This is a genomic window from Christiangramia aquimixticola (genome assembly GCF_048285835.1).
GTDB classification, from domain to species: domain Bacteria; phylum Bacteroidota; class Bacteroidia; order Flavobacteriales; family Flavobacteriaceae; genus Christiangramia; species Christiangramia aquimixticola.
Genome location: NZ_JBLVTL010000003.1, coordinates 82,477 through 105,132 on the forward strand (window position 1 = coordinate 82,477; position 22,656 = coordinate 105,132).

The 22,656-nt window shown below is 37.2% G+C and carries 24 protein-coding genes; 20 read left to right on the forward strand and 4 right to left on the reverse strand.

What is annotated here, in order from left to right; genetic code table 11:
* From lpxD to sucD, 9 genes are all read left to right on the forward strand, one after another.
* A partial coding sequence (lpxD, locus tag ACNKXV_RS07245; protein ID WP_417907048.1) for a UDP-3-O-(3-hydroxymyristoyl)glucosamine N-acyltransferase occupies positions 1 to 731 on the forward strand: 731 nt, incomplete at its 5' end.
* Positions 724 to 2,121 (forward strand): bifunctional UDP-3-O-[3-hydroxymyristoyl] N-acetylglucosamine deacetylase/3-hydroxyacyl-ACP dehydratase, encoded by a 1,398-nt coding sequence (locus tag ACNKXV_RS07250; RefSeq protein WP_417907049.1) that lies wholly within the window; start codon positions 724 to 726, stop codon positions 2,119 to 2,121. The genes lpxD and ACNKXV_RS07250, both read left to right, overlap by 8 nt.
* Positions 2,122 to 2,126: 5 nt before the next feature.
* Entirely contained in the window at positions 2,127 to 2,912 is a 786-nt protein-coding gene (lpxA, locus tag ACNKXV_RS07255) for an acyl-ACP--UDP-N-acetylglucosamine O-acyltransferase (RefSeq protein WP_417907050.1), read from the forward strand.
* 6 nt (positions 2,913 to 2,918) lie between these two features.
* Positions 2,919 to 3,485: an elongation factor P gene (efp, locus tag ACNKXV_RS07260; protein WP_417907051.1), complete on the forward strand. Its 567-nt coding sequence runs from the start codon at positions 2,919 to 2,921 to the stop codon at positions 3,483 to 3,485.
* A 3-nt stretch (positions 3,486 to 3,488) separates the two neighbouring features.
* Positions 3,489 to 4,418 (forward strand): UDP-3-O-(3-hydroxymyristoyl)glucosamine N-acyltransferase, encoded by a 930-nt coding sequence (locus tag ACNKXV_RS07265; RefSeq protein WP_417907052.1) that lies wholly within the window; start codon positions 3,489 to 3,491, stop codon positions 4,416 to 4,418.
* An 8-nt stretch (positions 4,419 to 4,426) separates the two neighbouring features.
* A complete protein-coding gene (locus tag ACNKXV_RS07270; protein WP_417907053.1) occupies positions 4,427 to 4,825 on the forward strand; it encodes a nuclear transport factor 2 family protein in 399 nt (132 codons plus the stop codon).
* 105 nt (positions 4,826 to 4,930) lie between these two features.
* Positions 4,931 to 5,296 (forward strand): BlaI/MecI/CopY family transcriptional regulator, encoded by a 366-nt coding sequence (locus tag ACNKXV_RS07275; RefSeq protein WP_417907054.1) that lies wholly within the window; start codon positions 4,931 to 4,933, stop codon positions 5,294 to 5,296.
* Positions 5,297 to 5,378: 82 nt separating this feature from the next.
* Positions 5,379 to 6,806, forward strand: a complete 1,428-nt coding sequence (locus tag ACNKXV_RS07280) for a M56 family metallopeptidase (protein WP_417907055.1) — start codon at positions 5,379 to 5,381, stop codon at positions 6,804 to 6,806.
* A 162-nt stretch (positions 6,807 to 6,968) separates the two neighbouring features.
* Positions 6,969 to 7,844: a succinate--CoA ligase subunit alpha gene (sucD, locus tag ACNKXV_RS07285; RefSeq protein ID WP_417907056.1), complete on the forward strand. Its 876-nt coding sequence runs from the start codon at positions 6,969 to 6,971 to the stop codon at positions 7,842 to 7,844.
* A 51-nt stretch (positions 7,845 to 7,895) separates the two neighbouring features.
* Here sucD and ACNKXV_RS07290 read toward each other — a convergent pair whose 3' ends face one another.
* Entirely contained in the window at positions 7,896 to 8,753 is an 858-nt protein-coding gene (locus ACNKXV_RS07290) for a glycerophosphodiester phosphodiesterase family protein (protein ID WP_417907057.1), read from the reverse strand.
* A gap of 162 nt (positions 8,754 to 8,915) precedes the next feature.
* On the opposite strand from ACNKXV_RS07290, the gene fabG reads away from it, so the two are divergent.
* The 11 genes from fabG (at position 8,916) to hisIE (ending at position 19,962) form a co-directional block, all read left to right on the forward strand.
* The gene (gene fabG / locus ACNKXV_RS07295) at positions 8,916 to 9,662 is read left to right on the forward strand and encodes a 3-oxoacyl-[acyl-carrier-protein] reductase (protein ID WP_417907058.1); all 747 of its coding nucleotides are present in this window, start codon (positions 8,916 to 8,918) and stop codon (positions 9,660 to 9,662) included.
* Between the two features lie 69 nt (positions 9,663 to 9,731).
* The gene (locus ACNKXV_RS07300) at positions 9,732 to 11,759 is read left to right on the forward strand and encodes a VWA domain-containing protein (RefSeq protein WP_417907059.1); all 2,028 of its coding nucleotides are present in this window, start codon (positions 9,732 to 9,734) and stop codon (positions 11,757 to 11,759) included.
* A gap of 15 nt (positions 11,760 to 11,774) precedes the next feature.
* The gene (locus ACNKXV_RS07305) at positions 11,775 to 12,590 is read left to right on the forward strand and encodes a prohibitin family protein (RefSeq protein ID WP_417907060.1); all 816 of its coding nucleotides are present in this window, start codon (positions 11,775 to 11,777) and stop codon (positions 12,588 to 12,590) included.
* 212 nt (positions 12,591 to 12,802) lie between these two features.
* Complete coding sequence (gene hisG, locus ACNKXV_RS07310; protein ID WP_417907061.1) at positions 12,803 to 13,666, forward strand: ATP phosphoribosyltransferase; 864 nt, start codon at positions 12,803 to 12,805, stop codon at positions 13,664 to 13,666.
* Positions 13,667 to 13,687: 21 nt separating this feature from the next.
* Entirely contained in the window at positions 13,688 to 14,971 is a 1,284-nt protein-coding gene (gene hisD, locus ACNKXV_RS07315; RefSeq protein WP_417907062.1) for a histidinol dehydrogenase, read from the forward strand.
* Between the two features lies 1 nt (position 14,972).
* Positions 14,973 to 16,022, forward strand: coding sequence for a histidinol-phosphate transaminase (gene hisC, locus ACNKXV_RS07320; RefSeq protein WP_417907063.1), 1,050 nt, complete (start codon positions 14,973 to 14,975; stop codon positions 16,020 to 16,022).
* Positions 16,019 to 17,158 (forward strand): bifunctional histidinol-phosphatase/imidazoleglycerol-phosphate dehydratase HisB, encoded by a 1,140-nt coding sequence (gene hisB / locus ACNKXV_RS07325; RefSeq protein WP_417907064.1) that lies wholly within the window; start codon positions 16,019 to 16,021, stop codon positions 17,156 to 17,158. The genes hisC and hisB overlap by 4 nt, the downstream gene beginning before the upstream one ends.
* Positions 17,159 to 17,187: 29 nt before the next feature.
* Complete coding sequence (gene hisH, locus ACNKXV_RS07330; protein ID WP_417907065.1) at positions 17,188 to 17,781, forward strand: imidazole glycerol phosphate synthase subunit HisH; 594 nt, start codon at positions 17,188 to 17,190, stop codon at positions 17,779 to 17,781.
* A 25-nt stretch (positions 17,782 to 17,806) separates the two neighbouring features.
* On the forward strand, positions 17,807 to 18,532 hold the full coding sequence (hisA, locus tag ACNKXV_RS07335; protein WP_417907066.1) for a 1-(5-phosphoribosyl)-5-[(5-phosphoribosylamino)methylideneamino]imidazole-4-carboxamide isomerase: 726 nt from the start codon (positions 17,807 to 17,809) through the stop codon (positions 18,530 to 18,532).
* A gap of 50 nt (positions 18,533 to 18,582) precedes the next feature.
* The gene (hisF, locus tag ACNKXV_RS07340; RefSeq protein WP_417907067.1) at positions 18,583 to 19,338 is read left to right on the forward strand and encodes an imidazole glycerol phosphate synthase subunit HisF; all 756 of its coding nucleotides are present in this window, start codon (positions 18,583 to 18,585) and stop codon (positions 19,336 to 19,338) included.
* A 3-nt stretch (positions 19,339 to 19,341) separates the two neighbouring features.
* Positions 19,342 to 19,962, forward strand: a complete 621-nt coding sequence (gene hisIE, locus ACNKXV_RS07345; protein ID WP_417907068.1) for a bifunctional phosphoribosyl-AMP cyclohydrolase/phosphoribosyl-ATP diphosphatase HisIE — start codon at positions 19,342 to 19,344, stop codon at positions 19,960 to 19,962.
* 72 nt (positions 19,963 to 20,034) lie between these two features.
* Here the strand turns inward: hisIE and ACNKXV_RS07350 are convergent, their stop codons facing one another.
* The 3 genes from ACNKXV_RS07350 to ACNKXV_RS07360 form a co-directional block, all read right to left on the reverse strand.
* Positions 20,035 to 20,883, reverse strand: a complete 849-nt coding sequence (locus ACNKXV_RS07350) for a pirin family protein (RefSeq protein WP_417907069.1) — start codon at positions 20,881 to 20,883, stop codon at positions 20,035 to 20,037.
* Positions 20,884 to 20,889: 6 nt separating this feature from the next.
* Positions 20,890 to 21,624, reverse strand: coding sequence for an NYN domain-containing protein (locus tag ACNKXV_RS07355; RefSeq protein ID WP_417907070.1), 735 nt, complete (start codon positions 21,622 to 21,624; stop codon positions 20,890 to 20,892).
* 78 nt (positions 21,625 to 21,702) lie between these two features.
* Positions 21,703 to 22,581: a cation diffusion facilitator family transporter gene (locus tag ACNKXV_RS07360; RefSeq protein ID WP_417907071.1), complete on the reverse strand. Its 879-nt coding sequence runs from the start codon at positions 22,579 to 22,581 to the stop codon at positions 21,703 to 21,705.
* Positions 22,582 to 22,656 lie beyond the last annotated feature (75 nt).

Below are 22,656 nucleotides of genomic sequence, written 5' to 3' on the forward strand. Positions count from 1 at the left end.
CCGGAATTGAGCAACCAAGCTATATTTCTGAATCTGCCAAATATGGGGATGGGATATATCTCGGGGCTTTTAGTTATCTGGGTGATAATGCACAATTAGGTGAGAATGTAAAGATTTATCCTAATGTTTACATTGGAGATAATGTGAAAATTGGTGATAATGTTACCATTTTCGCCGGGGTAAAAATCTATTCTGAAAGTCAGATTGGAAACAATGTGACCCTTCATAGCGGAGTGATTATAGGTGCCGATGGCTTTGGGTTTAGTCCCGGAGAAACCGGTGAATACAGTAAAGTTCCTCAAATTGGTAATGTGATCATAGAAGATCATGTAGATATAGGAGCCGGGACCACCATAGATCGTGCTACCCTGGGATCTACAATTATAAGAAAAGGAGTGAAGCTGGATAATCAAATCCAGATCGCTCATAATGTGGAAATAGGAGAGAATACTGCTATTGCTGCTCAAACCGGGATCGCCGGATCTACTAAAATTGGCAAGAATTGTCTAATAGGCGGCCAGGTTGGTTTTGCCGGACATCTTACAATTGGAGACCGGGTGAAGATACAGGCACAATCAGGGATTGGACGGGATGTAAAAGATGGAGAGATGCTACAGGGATCTCCGGCAATAGGATATAATGATTATAATAAATCATACATCCACTTTAAAAATTTACCACAAACTATGAACACGATACATCAACTGGAAAAAAAGATAAATAATGGCTAATAGCAATGCAAAGCAAAGAACCATTCAGGAGGAAGTTTCTCTTGAAGGTGTTGGCCTGCACACAGGAAAAAAAGTTAAGTTAACTTTTAAACCGGCCCCGGAAAACACCGGGTATGTTTTTAGAAGAACAGACCTTGAAGGTTCCCCGGAAGTAGAGGCAGATGTCAATTATGTGGTAAATACCCAAAGAGGTACCAACCTTGACAAGAATGGAGTTACTATTCAAACCTCTGAGCATGTACTTGCAGCATGTGTAGGTTTGGAGATTGACAACCTGTATATTGAGCTTGATGCTCCGGAGCCTCCAATAATGGACGGTTCTTCAAAGTTCTTTGTTGAAGCTCTTGAGAAAGCCGGTGTTCAGGAACAGGAAGCTGAAAGAGAAGAATACGTGGTTAACGAAATTATATGCTATCGTGATGAAAATGGTAGTGAAATAATTGCCATGCCTGCAGATGAATATCAGGTTACTACCATGGTTGATTTCGGTACAAAAGTGCTTGGAACTCAAAACGCATCTATAGAGCGTCTATCCGATTTTAAAACTGAAATCGCTGACTCCCGTACTTTTAGTTTTTTACATGAAATAGAAACTCTTTTAGAGCACGGCCTTATAAAAGGTGGTGATCTAAACAACGCTATAGTCTATGTAGATAAAGAAATTAGCGAGGATACTCTTAAAAAATTAAGAGTGGCTTTCAACAGGGATGAAATTTCAGTTAAACCTAACGGAATTCTGGATAACCTTACCTTGCATCATCCTAATGAAGCTGCAAGACATAAATTGTTGGATGTTCTTGGAGATGTAGCTTTAGTAGGAACTAGAATTAGAGGAAAGATCATTGCTACGAAACCCGGTCACCATGTAAATACAGAGTTTGCCAAGAAACTGGCTAAGGTCATCAAAGCCGAAAAGCGAAATAATGTTCCAAAAATAGATCTCAATCAGCCTCCATTAATGGATGTGAATGATATCATGGATACTTTACCTCACCGTAGTCCGTTTTTACTTGTAGACAAGATCTATGAGTTGACAGATTCACATGTGATTGGGATGAAGAATGTAACCATGAATGAGCCATTTTTTGTGGGACACTTTCCTGGAAAACCGGTGATGCCGGGTGTGCTTCAAGTAGAAGCTATGGCACAAACTGGAGGTATTCTGGCGCTGAAATCTGTTCCGGATCCTGAAAATTATCTTACATTCTTCATGAAAATTGACAATGTGAGATTTAAAAGACAGGTAGTTCCAGGAGATACTTTGATATTTAAATTAGAATTATTAGCTCCTATTCGTAGGGGAATTTGCCAGATGCAGGGTTATGCCTATGTTAACGGTCAACTTGCAACAGAAGCCGTGTTAATGGCACAGATTGTAAAATCAAAATAAAAGTTATGAATCAACCTTTAGCCTATGTACATCCCGGTGCTAAAATCGCTAAAAATGTGGTTATAGAACCTTTTGCCACTATCCATAATAATGTGGTAATTGGAGAAGGTACATGGATAGGATCAAACGTGTGCATCATGGAAGGTGCCCGAATTGGAAAGAACTGTAGTATCTTCCCGGGAGCCGTAATATCTGCAGCGCCTCAGGATAAGAAGTTTGATGATGAAGATACTCTAACCGTAATTGGTGATAATACAACTATCAGGGAATGTGTGACCATCAACCGTGGGACTACAGACCGCATGAAAACAGTAATCGGTAATAATTGCTGGATAATGGCGTATTGTCACATTGCTCATGATTGTATTGTAGGTGATAATTGCATCTTCTCCAATAACAGTACTCTGGCAGGTCATATTAATGTTGGTGATTACGTAGTGCTGGCAGGAATGGCCGCTATACAGCAATTTTGTAGTATAGGGAATCATGCTTTTGTAACCGGAGGGTCTTTGGTTAGAAAAGATGTGCCTCCATACGTTAAGGCCGGAAGGGAACCCTTGAGTTATGTTGGAATTAATTCCATAGGATTAAGACGTAGAGGTTTTACTACTGAAAAGATCCGGGAAATTCAGGATATCTACAGAATTTTATATCAGAAAAATTACAATAACTCCCAGGCAGTTGCTATTATTGAAGCTGAAATGCAGGCAACGGCTGAAAGAGACGAAATACTCGAATTTATTAAAAACTCACAAAGAGGTATCATGAAAGGATACTTCAGCTCAAACTAAAAAATAATGGCATCAACCAGTGATATTAGAAACGGACTATGTATTAGATATAACCATGATATTTATAAGATCGTGGAATTTTTACATGTAAAACCGGGGAAGGGTCCAGCTTTCGTAAGAACCAAATTAAAAAGTGTTACTACAGGGAAAGTACTTGAAAACACCTTTTCTGCAGGGCATAAGATCGAAGACATTCGGGTAGAAACTCATAAATTTCAATTCCTTTATGAGGATGGAGAATTTTTCCACTTTATGAATGTTGAAGATTATACGCAAATTAGACTTACAGAAACTGCTTTGGATATGCCGAAGCTTTTAAAAGAAGGTGAAGTAGTAACTATCCTTATAAATACTGAGGATAATATGCCTCTTTCTGTGGATATGCCTGCGAGTGTGGTTTTGGAAGTGACTCATACTGAGCCAGGAGTAAAAGGAAATACTGCAACAAACGCAACAAAACCGGCTACTGTTGAAACAGGATTTGAAGTAAATGTGCCTTTATTTATCAATGAAGGAGATAAAATCCGCATAGAGACAGAAAAAGGTACTTATAAAGAGAGAATCAAAGAATAATTAATGAAATTCTCTAAACAACACTCTCTTAAAGAAATTGCTGCAATAATAGATTGTAAGTATGTGGGAGATGACGATTTTCCTGTCCAAGGAATAAATGAAATCCACGTTGTCACTCCGGGAGATATTGTTTTTGTTGATCATCCAAAGTACTATGATAAAGCCTTAAATTCGGCAGCAACAATCGTTCTTATAAATAAGGAGGTTGAATGTCCTGAAGGTAAGGCTTTGTTAATTTCAGACGATCCATTCAGGGATTTCAATAAACTTACCCGGCATTTTAGACCTTTTAGTCCCTTAACTTCAGCAGTTGCTGAAACTGCAAAAATTGGAGAAGGAACCATAGTTCAGCCAAACGCGGTAATTGGAAATAATGTAAGAATTGGTAAAAATTGTCTAATACATGCGAATGTAACCATAGGAGACAATTGTATTCTGGGGGATAACGTTATTATTCACAGCGGAACCGTTTTAGGCGGAGATGCATTTTACTATAAAAAACGCCCGGATGGTTTTGATAAATTACTTTCGGGAGGTAGAGTAGTAGTGAAAGATAATGTTGAAATTGGATCTAACTGTTCTATCGATCGTGGCGTTAGTGGTGATACTACTATTGGTGAGGGATCGAAACTTGACAATCTTATTCAGATTGGGCATGACACAATTATCGGAAAAAATTGTTTACTTGCATCTCAAATTGGGATTGCCGGTGCGGTGGTAGTTGAAGATGATGTGACCATCTGGGGACAGGTTGGGATAAGAAGCGATGTGACCATTGCTAAAGGAACGGTTTTAATGGCTCAATGTGGAGTGTCTAAAGATACCGAACCAAATACCACGTATTGGGGAACCCCTTTTGGTGAGGTTCGTACGAAATTAAAAGAGTATGCGGCGATCAAGAAATTGCCGGAAATAGTTAAAAAGATTAAATAGTTAATATCATGAGTAAAAAGGCGAAAGATATTGTTGAGAAATTTTATCAGTCTGAATTTTTTAAAGACGATAAGATTTTAAAAGATTTTCTTCATCCGGATGTGGAACTATCCTGGTATGGTACTACTGGTTTCAGAAAATTGAATCTTGATGGTATTTCCGAAATTGGTCAGCAATTAAATCAATCATTTGATTCCTTAAGATTAGAAGTTGAAAAGGTTATTGCCAAAAATGACGATGTTGCTATTCATTTCACCTATCACGTGAGAACTATTGAAAACCCTGAAGAAGAAATGCCATATGCTCATTTTATTGCCATGTGGCAACTAAAAGATGATAAGTTGTGCAAGGGAGTTCAAATAAGTCAATTAGGCGAAGAGATCGAAAAGAGCCCCTGGGCCAAATAATAAATTTATAAACCCTTCATGCTGAAGGGTTTTTTTAAACTATTTTGTTTCTACATTTGTAGAATTAAAGTTTTTGTTCTACATTCATAGAATAACAATAAGATCATGGAATTATCGAATGCCGAAGAACAGTTAATGCAGATCCTTTGGAAAAAGGAAAAAGCATTGATGAAAGAACTGGTAAATGCTTATCCGGAACCAAAACCTGCAACCACTACCGTTGCCACGCTCCTTAAAAGGATGCAGGATAAGAATTTCGTGGGTTATGAACAGCAAGGCAGATCCAGAGAGTATTTTCCAAGAGTCTCCAAGAAAAAATACTTTTCAGGTCAAATGAACGGGATGATAAAATCCTTTTTTAATAACTCTGCTTCTCAATTTGCTTCCTTTTTTGCTTCTGAAACTAATTTAAGCGAACAGGAGTTAAAGGAGATCCGCAATATTATCGACGAGCAGATAAAAGAGAAATGATATGTGGGAGTATTTTATAAAATCCGGTCTCTGTCTTTTTGTTCTTTTCAGCTTTTACAAGCTGTTTTTGGAACAGGAAAATATGCACACCTTTAAAAGGTTCTATCTTACGGGAATTCTTTTGTTTTCTATCGCCGTTCCCTTTATTACCATTTCGTACACGGCTGAGAATACTATTAATTCTGAATATTATTTATATCAATCACTTAAACAGGAAACTATTGGACCGTCTGAATTTTGGAATTTCCAGTCCTTATTGAATCCGCTATTGATAATTATTTATGGAATTGGAACATTCCTGTTTTTAATTCGGCTCATATTTAACCTTAAATCCCTTAAAAAGGAAATAGCTGAAAACACACTTCTGAATAAAGTAGATTTTATCCTTGTTTTAATAAAAAAACAAATTAGCCCATACTCATTCCTCAATTATATTTTCCTGAATAAGGCAGAGTATGAGAAAGATAAAATCTCTAAAGCTATTATTGAACATGAGAAAGCTCATGTAGATCAAAAACATTCCCTGGATATATTATTAATTGAATTTTTACAAATTATATTCTGGTTCAACCCTGTTTTGTACTGGTTGAAAAAGTCCATGAAGTTAAACCACGAATTTCTGGCAGACAGAGCAGTTTTATCTAAGAATATAGATGCGCATCAATATTTTAATATTCTTTACAATTATAGTTCGGGACACTATCCAAATTCATTATCAAGTCCCATGAGTCAATCATTAATCAAAAAACGAATACTTATGATTTCAAAAAGTTTTTCTTTCAAAAGTTTAATTACCAGGCTTGGCCTATTAGTGCCAGTCCTTTGCCTGTGTCTTTATTTATTTAACAACGAAATTGTTGCGAAACCTGCATTAGTCAACGAAAATTCTCCCGTAATTTTACAACCATTGAATCAGGATTCCAATTTAATTTCAGTGAAGATTGATGAGGACAATTTATTCATCAATGGGAAAAGTGTAAAGGTTTCTCGTCTTAAGGCTTATGTTGATGAGTTATACCAGAATAAATCTGATGAAGAAGTGAAGAATGTAGGGATTAGAATGAAAATGATCAATCCTGACCAAGATTTTATAAAAAAGGTGAATGCAGAATTCAGGAAAACCAGACTCGCCAGATTAAACGGGTTATCTATTTTACCGCCACCTCCACCAGCTCCTCCAAAGCCGGGAAAAGCAGTTGTTGCTTCGGAAGCTCCTAAGCATGATAAAGAAAAGTACATGGAAATAGAAACCATAGAAAAGGTAGGAGGTAAAGATGTTGTTACCAAACAAATAACAATCAAATCAGGGGATAATCCGCCACCGCCACCACCGCCAAATCCTATGGAAGAGATCGATAAAATCAATAAAGCCGGAGGTAGTTTTTTTTACAATGGATCTAAAATATCTGCCGAAAAAACTAAGGAGCTGGTGAAAAGTAAAAAGGATCTGAATATCAAAATTCTTAAGCTGGACGATGGTACTCAAAAAGTAGAGTTATTCGATAATTAGAAGTTATCAATTATAGAAATCCCGGATCCTGCGATCCGGGATTTTTTATTTTCCTTCAATTTTATAGGAACTTTAAGGATTTTTCTATCAATAATCTACAAAATGACTTTAGGGTTTATATTTAAAAACATACTTTTGTAATCCAAAAATCAAAAAACACTTATGAGCGTTTTAGTCAATAAAAATTCTAAAGTAATCGTGCAGGGTTTTACCGGAAGTGAAGGTACTTTCCATGCCGAGCAGATGATAGAATACGGTACAAATGTAGTTGGAGGGGTTACTCCAGGTAAAGGAGGTCAAAAGCACCTTGATAAACCGGTATTTAATACCGTATCAGACGCTGTTGAACAAACAGGGGCTGATGTATCAATTATTTTTGTTCCGCCGGCTTTCGCAGCAGATGCAATTATGGAAGCTGCAGATGCAGGTATTAAGGTAATTATTACTATTACTGAAGGTATTCCTGTTTCTGATATGGTAAAAGCTTCAAACTATATTAAAGATCGCGATTGCCGACTAATTGGTCCTAACTGTCCGGGAGTTATTACTCCGGGTGAAGCTAAAGTAGGGATCATGCCAGGTTTCGTTTTCAAAAAAGGAAAAGTTGGTATTGTTTCTAAATCAGGAACTCTTACTTATGAGGCTGCAGACCAGGTTGTAAAACAAGGTTTAGGTATCACCACTGCTATCGGAATTGGTGGAGATCCAATTATTGGAACTACTACTAAAGAAGCTGTTGAGTTATTGATGAATGATGATGAAACCGAGTGTATCGTAATGATTGGTGAAATTGGTGGTCAGCTTGAGGCTGATGCTGCCCAGTGGGTAAAGGCCGATGGAAATAGAAAGCCAGTTGTTGGATTTATCGCAGGGGAAACTGCTCCAGCAGGACGTACAATGGGTCATGCCGGTGCGATCGTAGGTGGAAGTGAAGATACAGCTCAGGCTAAAAAGAAAATTCTTAGAGAGAATGGAATCCACGTGGTTGACTCTCCAGCTGAAATTGGAATGAAAGTAGCTGAAGTTCTTAAAGCTTAATTTCAATTATACTATATAATTAAAACCCTTTCAGTTTCTGAAAGGGTTTTTTTATGGATGTAATTCATTGGTTCGTAAGAATTCCAAAAGATCTTCAGGATAGTCTGTCTGGATGATATGAACTCTGTTATTCGAAATCAATTTTTTAAAGCCTTGATCTCCTCGTAGTTCCATGCGATCATATTTATTAAGAGCGTTTCGCCATATGGAAATGTTTTTTTCTTCAATTTGGTCTATCAGGGTTTTCGAAAGTTTTTCCGGTTTGACTTGAATGATTTCAACCCCTTTCAAATTTAGCGCCTTTTTTAAATTGTTCCTTGTTTTCACTACCGGCATTAACCGGATGGATTCATTTAATTTCCTGAGTTTGGGAAATAATTTCAGATCCTGAATGGAAAGAATTACAGATTCTTCCATGTTTAATTTTTCTATTATATGAAAAACCTGTTGAATGTCTGGAAGGTCGATTATTTTGAGATCCAGATTTACCAGTATTTTTCCTCGTGCTTTTAAGAGCGCTTCTTCCAGGGTAGGGATCTTTTGATTGGTAATTTCGTTGCCATACCTCAGATTATATTTTTTTACATCCTGAAGTTTTTGCTGGTTAACAGGACCAGAGCCGGTGGTGGTTCGATCAAGGTTACTATCATGTAAAATAATAAGATGATTGTCCAATGTGGATCTAACGTCTAATTCAACAAAATCTATTTCATTATTGATACTCTGTTGTATGGCTTCCAGAGAATTTTCCGGAACCCTGGAATGTGATCCCCGATGGGCCACCACGAGGATTTTATTATGAGGCAAATTAAAATCATCTTCAAATAATCCCGATTGGAAAGGAGTCCATAGATATAGTATTATCGAAAAGAATACAATAACTATTATTATGAGCCTTCTCTTTTTCATGCGATCAGGAATTCTGAAAATGGTTGGGGTTCACTTAAAGTTAGACTTTAAAAATTAATTGCAGATCATCAATTAAGTCAAAATCAAAAATTTTGAACTAAAGAAGTCCTGCCTTGCAGGTTTTATTATATTTGGGTTGTCAATAAACCAAGAATAATCAATATGAAATTATTAGAAGGAAAAAATGCAATCATAACGGGCGGTAGCCGTGGAATTGGAAAAGGTATCGCACAGGTTTTTGCTGATCACGGGGCTAATGTTGCCTTTACTTATAATTCTTCTTCCCAGTCTGCTGAAGAGCTGGCAAAGGAACTGGAATCAAAAGGAATCAAAGCTAAGGCTTACCAGTCTAATGCTGCAAGTTTTACCGAAGCACAGGAACTTATAGATAAGGTTGTTGAAGATTTTGGAAGTATTGATATTTTAATTAACAATGCGGGGATTACCAAGGATAATCTTCTAATGAGAATGAGTGAAGAGGACTTTGATAAAGTGATCGAAGTTAACCTTAAATCTATTTTTAATATGACCAAAGCTGTTCAACGTACCATGTTGAAACAGCGTAATGGAAGTATCATCAATATGAGTTCTGTTGTAGGTGTGACCGGTAATGCAGGACAGGCGAACTATGCAGCTTCTAAAGCTGGAATTATAGGTTTCTCTAAATCTATGGCCCAGGAACTTGGTTCAAGAAATATTAGAACCAATGTGATCGCACCAGGTTTCATTGAAACTGAAATGACCGAAAAACTGGATGAGAAAACAGTACAGGGCTGGAGAGATTCAATTCCGCTAAAGCGTGGTGGTAAGCCAGAAGATATCGCTAATGCCTGTGTTTATTTAGGAAGTGATCTTAGTGCTTATGTTACTGGACAGGTAATTCATGTTGATGGTGGAATGCATACCTAAAAAGTCTCTTTAATAGAGGATTCGTTTTCTTGGTTAATATTATTAACTTCATCAACTCAACCTCTGTTAATGGAATTTAGTACTATTTTATATATAACCCTGGCTCTCTTTGCAGCGCTGGGGTTTTCTTTTTGGCAGTATTTATTCAGAAAACATCATACATCTTCCAGAGATTATATTTTTTTCAGCCTTCGAGCTGTCAGCATTTTTATAGTTCTGCTATTGTTGATCAATCCTAAAATTGTTCATACAGAGTTTGAACTGATTAAACCCAATCTTCTTGTTCTTAAAGATAATTCTCAGTCGGTTTTATTTTTAGAGGCTGATGAAACCTCAAAAATTGTAAGTGATAATATTTCATCTTCTGAAGAATTAAATAAAAACTTCGAGGTGAAAATCATTCCATTTGGAAATGGAATTTCTGGGTCTAATAGTCTTAATTTTTCTGAAACTCAATCTGACCTTTACAAAGCACTTCAGGATTCTGAAGATATATATTCAGATGCCAATAATGCCATTGTACTAATTACAGATGGACATCAAAACCTGGGAAGGGATTATAAATATTTTAAAGCTAAACAGAAGGATAAGCTTTTTCCGGTAATTTTAGGGGATACCACCTCTTATAAAGATGTACAAGTAGAGCGGGTCAATGTAAACCGATATGCTTTCCTGAATAATAAATTTCCGGTAGAAATTTTTATCAATTATACCGGAAAGGAGGCAACTCAAGCAGATTTGCAACTTAAGAGCAAAGGAAATACTATCCTTAGGCGAAGTATCAGTTTATCTCCTGAGGAAAGATCTCAAATTATCAACCTCGAACTTCCTGCCTCTTCCATTGGTATTAAAAAGTATGAGATAGAAGTTAGTTCACTTCAGAATGAGAAAAATTTAAATAATAATAAATCTGCCTTCGCAATCGAGGTTATAGACGAACGTTCCAAGGTTTTAATTTTAAGCAAAACCCTTCATCCGGATCTTGGAGCTTTAAAGAACAGCATAGAAAGCAATCAGCAAAGAAGTGCAGATATTAAATATTTGAATGAAGATTATACGATTGAGGACTATCAATTGATAATTCTTTTTCAACCGGATCGCGGCTTTGATAAGGTGTTTGAAAGAATTAAAAATCGCGGAAATTACCTGGTAGTAACCGGATCTCAAACCCGTTGGAATTATTTGAACAATCTGGATCTGGGAATTAAAAAACAAAGTAGCGGAGAATTGCAGGAAGTATTCCCGGTTAGGAACGAAAATTTTAATGCCTTTCATTTCGAAGATCTTTCATTTAATAAATTTCCACCTTTACTCGACGATTATGGGATCCTGGATATTGAAAAAGGTAAATTCGATATCATGCTTTATCAGGAAATTCAAGGTGTTAACAGCATGGAACCTCTCATTGCAATAAGTAGGGAACAACCAAAAATGGGATTCATTCTTGGTGAAAATATATGGAGATGGAGATCTAAAGTTTACCAGGATAATTCAGGCTTTGAGAAGTTTGATGAATTTTTTGGAAAGCTGGTTCAAAACCTTTCAGCAGGAGAGAAAAAACAAAGACTTCGGGTAGAGGCTGAAAATTTTTATTATCAGAATCAACAGGTCCTTTTAAAAGCAGAATATTTCAATCAAAACTATGAAATTGATAGTGGGGAAGAGATACTTGTAACCGTTATCGACTCTACAGGAAATAGAATTCTTTCGGCAACTATGGTACCCGGTAATAATTTTTATGAGTTGGGGTTAGGGAATTTAAAGCCCGGAAGCTATGAATATAATGTACTGGTAAAAGGTTCTCAGATAAAAAGTAAAGGTAATTTTGAGGTAATAGATTATAATATTGAACAGCAGCATTTTTCTTCCAACCTCGGAGGCATGACTCATTTAGCAAATTATAATAGCTCCAGAGTTTTTTATCCTAATGAGTTTAATTCTTTAAAAAAACAATTGCTTGAAAACAAAGGTTTTAAGCCGGTTCAAAAAAGCCATCAAAAAACCGTACCTTTGATAGACTGGTATTACCTCTTGTTTATATTGATATCCACTCTTTCTGCAGAATGGTTTTACCGCAAATATTTAGGTCTAATTTAATTACAAATTTCTTTTATGGAAAGATTACCCAAAATTGCCGTGCCATTATTTATTGGTATCGTTATATTAATTATCCTTTTAGCAAAATCTACCGTTACCATTGATTCCGGTGAGGCCGGAGTTTTATATAGAACTTTTGGTGGTGGTGTGGTTACAGATGAACCTCCATTATCTGAAGGTTTTCATGTAGTTGCCCCTTGGAACAAAGTTTTTGTTTATGAAGTACGGCAGCAATCTATAGATGAAGAGATGACAGTTCTTTCCTCAAACGGATTGGAAATTAGTCTTGATGCTTCAGTTTGGTTCCAGCCGGAATATGCAACTTTAGGAAAATTGCATCAGGAAAAAGGAGAAGCTTATATAAAAAGGCTTTTACAACCGGCTATAAGATCTGCAACCAGAGCTGTTGTTGGACGTTATAACCCGGAACAATTATATGCCAGTAAAAGAGAAGCCATTCAAAAAGAGATTTTTGATGAAACCAACTTGCTTCTGGAAGATCAATATGTTCAGGTGAACGAAGTTTTGGTAAGAGATGTTTCCTTACCATCAACGATCAAAGAAGCAATTGAAAGAAAACTTCGTCAGGAACAGGAATCATTGGAATATGAGTTTAGACTTACCAAAGCTTCCCAGGAAGCGGAACGTCAGCGAATTGATGCTGAAGGTAAAGCCAAGGCCAACAGAATTCTTAGTGAATCTCTTACAGATAAAGTTTTGCAGGAAAAAGGAATTCAGGCTACACTGGAGCTTGCAAAATCTCCTAATAGTAAAGTAGTTGTAATTGGTTCCGGTGAAGGTGGAATGCCTATAATTTTAGGAAACAACTAATAAACATATCTTAAAAAAAAGATTTCGGGTTTGATTATTAAAAAAAATCCATAGTTTTGAAATCACAATGAGAAAATATACTGTACATCATCATCATTTTTTTATCCACGCTCAGGCGAGGTGAATATGATATGTTGTAATTTATAACTATAATATCATAACCCGTTTGAGCAATCAAACGGGTTTTTTTATTTCTAATAGTAAGCAAGAAAATGAGCAAACAAAAATTAAGAATAGCAGTACAAAAGTCAGGTCGGTTATTTGAAGATTCCATTCGAATTCTGAAAGAGGCGGGAATTTCCATAAACAATGGGAAGGAACAATTAAAAGCTTCCTCAGACAATTTTCCTTTGGAGGTGATGTATTTAAGAAATGGGGATATCCCACAATATCTTAGAGATGGTGTTGTAGATGTGGCCATTATTGGCGAAAATGTCCTTATAGAAAAAGGAAAGGATATCATAAAGGGAGATAAGCTTGGTTTTTCAAAATGCCGGGTTTCTCTGGCGGTGCCAAAATCCTTTAAATATAATAGTATAAAGGATCTTGACGGATTGAAGATCGCCACTTCCTATCCTAATACGGTAAACGAGTTTTTAATGGAAAAAGGGATCTCTGCTGAATTGCATATTATTAATGGTTCGGTTGAAATAGCTCCGAATATTGGACTTGCCGATGCTATTTGCGATATTGTTTCCAGTGGAAGTACCCTTTTTAAAAACGGGCTGAAAGAGGTTGAAATTATGCTTAAAAGTGAGGCTGTACTGGCAGTTTCACCTGAAATTTCTCAAGAAAGAAAAGAAATACTTGAAAAACTGCAGTTCAGGCTTAAGTCTGTTCTTAATGCGAGAACGTCAAAATATATTCTGCTGAACGCTCCCAATAACAAACTGGATGATATTATCCGGTTATTGCCTGGGATGAGGAGCCCTACGGTTCTTCCTCTTGCTGAAGAAGGCTGGAGTTCTGTACATACTGTTATTAAAGAGGACAGGTTTTGGGAAGTGCTTGATGAATTAAAAGCAAATGGCGCTGAGGGAATTCTCGTTGCACCTATTGAAAAAATGGTATTATAATAATTGCTGAAATTTTATATTATGAATAAGATCTTATATCCGCCCCGGCAAGATTGGGCTGAAGTTTTAAAAAGGCCCACCCAAACTGTAGCCGATATTGAAAAGACGGTAAACCAGATTTTCGAGGAAATCCGGGTTAAGGGAAATTCGGCTGTATTTAAATATACCGAGTTATTTGATGGATCGACAATAGATAACCTAAAAGTAACACAGGAAGAAGTAGATGCGGCATCAGAAAATATTGCTGATGATCTTAAAGAGGCGATTAACTTGGCGAAATCAAATATTGAAAAATTTCATGCAGCTCAAAAAACCGGAAGAGTAGAAGTGGAAACCATGCATGGCGTGAGATGCTGGCAGGAAAAAAAACCAATTCAAAAAGTTGGTCTATACATTCCCGGAGGGACGGCACCTTTGTTTTCTTCTATCCTTATGCTGGCCATCCCGGCGAATCTGGCAGAATGTGAAGAGATCATTCTTTGTACTCCGCCGGACTCCAATGGAAATATAAATCCGGCTATTTTATATACTGCACAATTATGCGGAGTGACTAAAATATTTAAGATAGGAGGAATTCAGGCAATTGGCGCAATGACCTTTGGAACAGAAGACGTTCCTAAAGTCTATAAGATATTTGGACCGGGAAATCAATTTGTAACGGTGGCGAAACAACTGGCCACACGTTATCAGGTAGCTATCGACATGCCGGCCGGGCCTTCAGAATTACTTATCTATGCTGATTCTACGGCTAAACCGGCATTTGTTGCTGCAGATCTTCTAAGTCAGGCTGAACATGGCGCGGATAGTCAGGTAATTCTTGTAAGCACTTCAGAAGAGGTATTGGATAACGTAAGCAGGGAAGTGGAAGAACAAATAAGTGAGCTACCCAGAAAAGATATTGCTGAAAAAGCCATTTCTAATTCTAAATTAATTCTGGTTGAAAACAAAGAAACGGCCCTGGACCTGATAAATGAATATGGTCCTGAACATTTTATCATTTGTGCGAAAAATGAAAATTATTTCGTTGACGGTATCATAAATGCGGGATCTGTTTTCATAGGAAACAATTCACCAGAGAGTGCCGGAGATTATGCTTCAGGAACCAATCATACCCTGCCCACGAATGGATATGCCAAGCAGTACAGTGGCGTAAACCTGGACAGTTTTATGAAGAAGATCACCTATCAAAAAATTTCAGAACAAGGGATTAAGCGTATAGGTCCCGCTATAGAACTTTTGGCAGAAGCTGAAGGTTTACATGCTCACAGGAACGCAGTAACTTTAAGATTAAAAGACATTGATTAAGATGGATAGATTTGACCTTTCCCGGTTGGTGCGGCCAAATGTGGCAAAACTGAAACCTTATTCTTCTGCTCGGGATGAGTTTAAAACTCAGGGTGAGGAAATGGTATTTCTGGACGCCAATGAAAATCCGTTTGAAAATGGAATGAATAGATATCCCGATCCTCAGCAACTGGAACTTAAAAGTAAATTGGCTGAGATAAGAAATGTTCCTTCACATAACATATTGTTGGGAAATGGAAGTGACGAAGTTCTGGATCTTTTGTTTCGGGCTTTTTGTGAGCCAGGGACAAGCAACATTATAAGCTTGCCACCAACTTATGGAATGTACAAGGTTTTAGCCGATATCAACAATGTGGAGAACAGAGAAGTATTGCTTAACCACGATTTTGAACCAGATGTAACAGCTATTTTAAATCAGGTTGATGCAAATTCCAGAATGATTTTCCTTTGTTCGCCAAATAATCCATCGGGCAATTCTTTTGATCCAAAAAAAGTTGAAAAATTGTTGCAGGAGTTTAATGGACTGGTGGTTGTGGATGAAGCTTATATTGACTTTTCTGAACAACAAAGCTGGCTTGACAGATTAGCAGAATTTCCAAATCTCATCATTACTCAGACTTTTTCAAAAGCTTTTGGAAAGGCAGGAATTCGTCTGGGGATATTATTTGCTACAAATGATATTGTGCAAATATTGAACAAAATAAAACCTCCTTATAATATCAATTCCCTGACGCAAAAAGAGGCACTTAGCACTCTTAAAGGTTTAGATAAAATAAAATCACAAATCGCTGATATAGTAGAGGAAAGAAATGCTTTAGTTAAAGTGTTACTTGAAGTACATTTTATCAAGAAAATTTTTAAGTCTGATGCAAATTTTTTATTAATTGAAGTCGATGATGCAAACCTGAGGTATGATCAATTGCTTAAAAAAGGAATTGTAGTAAGAAACCGTAGTTCCCAGCCTTTATGTGAAAACTGCTTAAGGATTACCATAGGGACTAAAAACGAAAATGATTTACTCATCAATATCATTAAAGAACTGGATCAATGAGAAAAGTATTATTTATAGACAGAGATGGAACCCTGATCCATGAACCTGAGAATTACCAGATAGATTCCATAGACAAAATGGAATTTTATCCAATGGCACTAACCTATCTTCCAAAAATTGCCAAAGAGCTGGACTATGAGCTGGTAATGGTAACCAACCAGGATGGTTTAGGAACCGAAAGTTTTCCTGAATCAGACTTCTGGCCTTACCAAAATTTTATAGTTAAGACCTTTGCTAATGAAGGAGTAGAATTTAAGGAGCAATTGATCGACAGGACGTTTGCTAAGGATAATGCACCAACCAGAAAACCTAATACCGGCTTACTGGAAAAGGATTATTTGAATAATTTAGATTATGACCTTAAGAATTCTTTTATGATTGGTGATCGGCTAACAGATATCGAATTTGCCATGAACTTTGGAGGAAAAGGGATTTTTATAGATACACATGAAGATCTTGCTTCCAATGAAATTTCAAAAGAAAGAACCGAAGTAGAAAAACATATTGCTTTAAAAACTGATTCCTGGAAAGAGATCTATGAATTTCTTAAACTTAAGGACAGAAGTGCCGGTATTGAGCGTAAGACGAATGAAACAGACATTAAGATTGAACTTAATCTAGATGGCACCGGAAAAAGCGATATAAGCACCGGCATTGACTTCTTTGACCATATGCTGGACCAATTAGCCAGACATGGCCAGATGGACCTTAAAATTGCTGTTAAAGGGGATCTTGAAGTTGATGAACACCATACCATAGAAGATACTGCCATTGCTTTAGGGGAAGTTTTTAGTAAAGCATTAGGGAATAAACTGGGAATCGAGCGTTACGGGTTCTGCCTTCCTATGGATGATTGTCTCGCTCAGGTGGCCATCGATTTTGGTGGAAGAAACTGGCTGGTATGGGAAGCCGATTTCAAAAGGGAAATGATAGGGAAGATGCCAACAGAGATGTTCTATCATTTCTTTAAATCATTTACAGATGGTGCCAAAGCCAATTTGAATATAAAGGCTGAAGGGAAAAATGAACATCATAAGATTGAAGCTATTTTTAAAGCTTTTGCCAAAGCAATAAAAATGGCCGTTAAGAGAGATACAGAGAAGATGATTCTTCCATCAACAAAAGGGATGCTTTAATATAATTAGTAGCTCTTAAGCAGTATAAAATGAAAGAAAAGCAAAAGATCGTAATTATAGATTACGGTGCAGGGAATATTCAAAGCATCAAATTTGCCATAAAACGTTTGGGTTTTGAAGCAAAGTTAAGCAACGATGCCGCGGAAATTAGAAATGCCGATAAAGTGATTTTTCCAGGGGTGGGAGAAGCCGGAAGTGCAATGGCCATGTTAAGATCAACCGGTCTCGATACCGTTATTCCCACATTAAAGCAACCGGTTTTGGGAATTTGCTTAGGAATGCAATTAATGTGCAATTCTTCCGAAGAAGGAAATACTACAGGACTTGGAATTTTCGATGCAGATGTAAAAAGGTTTAATAAGCAGGTGAAGGTGCCTCAAATAGGATGGAACCAGATCACTAATCTTGAAACACATTTGTTCGATGGAGTTAATGAAGGAGAATATGTTTATTTGGTGCATAGTTATTATGTGCCGGAGTGTAAAGATGAAATTTGCAGAACAGAGTATGGAGTGAAATATTCGACAGCATTGCATAGAGATAACTTTTACGGAGTGCAGTTCCATCCCGAAAAAAGTAGTAAAACCGGCGAACAGATCCTTAAAAATTTTCTGAAGCTGTAAAATCTTTAGTTAAAACGAAATCAAAATGAGAATAATTCCTGCAATAGATATTATAGAAGGGAAATGCGTAAGGCTTTCCAAAGGAGATTATGATACTAAAAAAATTTATAATGAAGATCCTTTGGAAGTCGCCAGGTCTTTCGAAGATCATGGGATCGAATATTTGCACCTGGTAGATCTTGATGGCGCAAAATCCAAACATATCGTAAATTATAAGGTTCTTGAAAAGATCGCCGGTAAAACCAATCTAAAGATCGATTTTGGAGGAGGGCTTAAATCTGATAAGGATCTGCAGATTGCTTTTGATAACGGAGCAAGGCAAATTACCGGTGGAAGTATCGCCGTAAAGGATACCGAAACTTTTAAAAGCTGGATAGATAAATATGGCAGCGATAAAATTATACTGGGTGCAGATGCCCAGGATAGAAAAATAGCTGTTTCAGGCTGGATCGAAAAATCTGATGAAGAGGTGATTCCTTTTATTCAGAACTATGAGAAAAGCGGAGTTAAATATGTCATCTGTACAGATATCTCTAAGGATGGAATGTTGGAAGGGCCTTCTTTTGATCTTTATGAAGAAATACTTTCTGAAACTGAAAATATCAATTTAATTGCTTCAGGAGGAATTTCCACCTTTGATGAATTACCGCAATTACAGGAACTTGGTTGTGAAGGAGTAATTATAGGAAAAGCTATCTATGAAAACCGAATAAGCCTTAAACAACTGGAACAGTTTATAATTGAACTTTAGATTAAATAAGGAGTATAACTCTATTAGTCTAAAACTAAGCTAAAATTAAAATGCTAACAAAACGAATAATCCCCTGTTTAGATATAAAGAACGGAAGGACGGTCAAGGGTGTAAACTTTGTTGATCTCCGGGATGCCGGTGACCCTGTTGAGCTTGCCGCAGCTTATGCTGAAAATGGAGCAGATGAGCTTATCTTTCTTGATATCTCAGCAACAGAAGAGAAACGAAAAACTCTGGCTAAACTGGTTCTGGATGTTGCGGAACAATTAAATATTCCCTTTACGGTAGGCGGGGGAATATCTTCTGTTGAAGACGTAGACCTTTTGTTGAAGAATGGAGCAGATAAGGTTTCCATAAATTCTTCAGCAGTTAAAAACCCTGATCTTATCAATCAGCTTTCTGCGAAATTTGGGAGTCAGTGTATAGTAGTTGCCATTGATGCGAAATTTATCGAAGGGAAATGGAAAGTGCATCTAGTTGGAGGAAAAGTACCAACAGATCTGGATCTTTTTGAATGGGCAAAAGAAGTGGAAGAACGTGGTGCAGGGGAGATCTTATTCACGTCTATGAATCACGATGGCACCAAAAACGGGTTTGCCAATGAAGCTCTGGCTCAGTTATCTCAGGAGTTAAACATTCCTATCATTGCTTCTGGAGGTGCTGGTAATATTCAACATTTTGAAGATACTTTTAAAATAGGGAAGGCAGATGCTGCTCTTGCCGCCAGTGTTTTCCATTTTAAGGAAATAGAAATAAAGGAGCTTAAAAAACATTTACAAACCGCAAATATTCCGGTCAGGATTTAAATTATGGAAATAGATTTCAATAAAAATAACGACGGACTAGTTCCTGCAATCATTCAGGATGTAAATACCAAACAGGTATTAATGCTTGGGTATATGAATGAAGAAGCGTACCTGAAAACGAATCAAACCAAAAAGGTGACTTTTTATAGCAGGACAAAAAAAAGGTTGTGGACCAAGGGTGAGGAAAGTGGAAATTTTCTAAATCTGGAATCCATTAAGATCGATTGTGATAACGACACGTTGCTAATTAAGGTAAAACCTGAAGGGCCGGTGTGCCATGTGGGAACAGATACCTGTTGGGGTGAAACCAATGATCCCCAATTTGGTTTTTTAACCGAACTGGAAGGCATAATTTCTCAACGTAAGAAGCTAAGTGAAATTCCGGCTGCATCCAGAAAGGAGAATGAGCAGAGTTATGTAGTTTCTCTTTTTGACGAAGGCATCAATAAAATTGCCCAGAAAGTGGGGGAGGAAGCAGTAGAAACGGTTATTGAGGCTAAAGACGATAACGAAGATCTTTTTTTAAATGAAAGTGCCGATCTGCTTTTTCATTATTTAATCCTGCTTAAAGCCAAGGGTTATGGATTAAAAGATATTGTAAAGGTGCTGGAAAAAAGACATTAATTTATACTTCAATTTTAATTGCCTGCTTCGATTCAACATCAGTCGGAGCAGGTAATCTTACATTTTACACACCTATTTCCAGGTGCCCATCTTTCCTGAATGAAAATCGTCGTAAGCTTCACGAATTTCATCTTCACTATTCATCACAAATGGTCCTCCAAAAACCACCTTTTCATTAAAAGGTTTGGCATGTCCAAAAAGGAGAATTCCTGGTTTGGTGGCTTTTATTAAAAGAACCTCGCTGTTCCTTGAAAAATCGGCAAGATGCATTTCAGGTACGATTTCATTTACTTCCAGCTCACCTTTAATTACGTAAAAGAGAATATTTTCATCACGGGAAATATTCAGTCGCAGCTGCGAACTTTCATCAAAATGAACAATAGACAGGTTTACAGCGGTAGGCGTATCAAAAGCTCCACGAATGCCCTCAAAATTCCCTGAGACCACCTGCGCCCTAATGGTATCTTCTTTGTTTTTCCAAACAGAGATCTGTTCTTTCTGGAGACCACGATAATGGGGTTCCATCATTTTCAATCTTTTAGGCAGATTTACCCATAATTGAAGAATTTCCAGTTTCCCGCCATTCTTTTTAAATTCTTCGGAGGAAACTTCAGAATGTAAAAGCCCCTTTCCGGCAGTCATCCATTGTACCCCTCCGGCAGTAATAACACTGGAATGACCTTGAGAATCCTTATGGGTTATATCACCGTCAATGATAAAAGTTACGGTTTCTATACCACGATGAGGATGTGGCCCAAAGGGTAAACCGGAGTTACCGGGAGGGTAGACCTGTGGCCCGTGATGATTCAAAAAGAGAAATGGATCAATCATTTGCAAATTTGCTGTTGGCATTGGGCTCCAGGTTTTAAGGTCACCTATAGGCCTATATTCAGCTTTATGCAGTTTCTTGATATTTCTCAACTTTGACTATTTATTCCTAACGTAAATTAGTTTGAATTTGGAATTAGAGTTCTCTCTGGATTCTATTTCAAATTTGTCGATAGAATTTATCATTGGAGTAAGCTTCTGGAAGCCGTAATTCCTGGAGTCAAAATTAGGCTGTTTCTTCTGAAGCAAACTTCCCACATCTCCAAGAAATGCCCATCCGTCTTCATCAGCAACGTCTGATATTGTTTGGGTAAGCAATTTCACAACTTTAGGAGTGATCTTGTCTACATTTTGCTTCTTGCTATCCTTACTCTTGTTTTTATCATTTTCAGATTCCTTGCTGTTATCTTTCAGAATCTCTATGTAAATAAACTTATCACAGGCAACGATAAATGGATCTGGTGTTTTCTTCTCTCCAATCCCAATAACTTTCATACTTGCTTCCCGAAGTCTGGTTGCCAGTCTGGTAAAATCTGAATCACTTGATACTATGCAAAATCCATCAACTTTGTTAGAATAAAGGATATCCATCGCATCAATGATCATTGCTGAATCTGTTGCATTTTTTCCCTGGGTATACCCGTATTGCTGAATGGGTTGAATGGCATTTTCGAGTAATACATTCTTCCATTTGTTAAGATGAGGTTTGGTCCAGTCTCCATAAATTCTTTTAATGGTAGGGTTTCCATATTTGGCGATCTCTTCCATCATTTCTTTAACGTGTGCTGAAGGTATATTATCACCGTCAATAAGTACGGCTAAATTGGTATCCATATAATTATAGTTTTTTGAGGATTTAAAGTTAATATTATTTACACCGAAAAATATTAATAAGCTTATAAAACTAAAGTTTTATAATTCATCATCGGGTTCGACGTGGATAAGTACATCTGCAACCTGGGGAAGTTTTAAAAGGATCTCATCTTTTACCCTATGGGCAATGTCGTGACCTTCCTTAACCGTAATTGAAGCATCCACGGCGATATGCAGATCTATATGGTAGGTCATTCCTGTTTTCCTTACAAAGCATTTTTCAGTTTCCACCACACAGTGGTTGGCATGTGCGATTTCTCTAACCATATTTTCAATGTCATCATAGCGGTGCTCATCCATCACTTCTCCCAAAGCGGGGCGAAGAATTAGGTAGGCATTAAAAAGAATAAATCCGGAAGCAAATAAAGCAGCCCAGTCATCTGCATTCTCATAGCCTTTTCCCATATACAGTGCTATTGAAATACCTACAAAGGCCATAAGTGAAGTAATGGCATCGCTACGATGGTGCCAGGCATCGGCTTTTAAGGCTGTACTGTCTGTTTCATCACCTTTTTTAGAAACAAATCTATACGAGAATTCCTTGATAATAATGATGACGGCGAGTACTATTAGGGTATAAGGCTCAGGAATTTCATGAGGTGTTCTTATATTTTCAATACTTTCATAAGCGATCACCGTAGCCGAAACTATTAGGAAACCAACCACCATGAAGGTGATAAGCGGTTCTGCTTTTCCATGGCCATAAGGATGATTTTCATCTGCAGGTTTATTGGCGTATTTCAAACCTAACAATACCAGAATAGATGAAAAAACATCGGTGGTGGATTCTATTGCGTCTGCAATAAGCGCATAGGAATTACCGAAAATCCCGGTAACAGCTTTAGCGATGGCTAAAACCGTATTTCCTGCAATACTAAAATAGGAAGCCTTCATGGCTTCTTTGTATTCGGGACGCATAAAAAGATTATTGATCTTGCAAAGCTATCAAATTTAGGAAGCAACCAATAAAATCTAAGTTTTATTCCTCTTGAA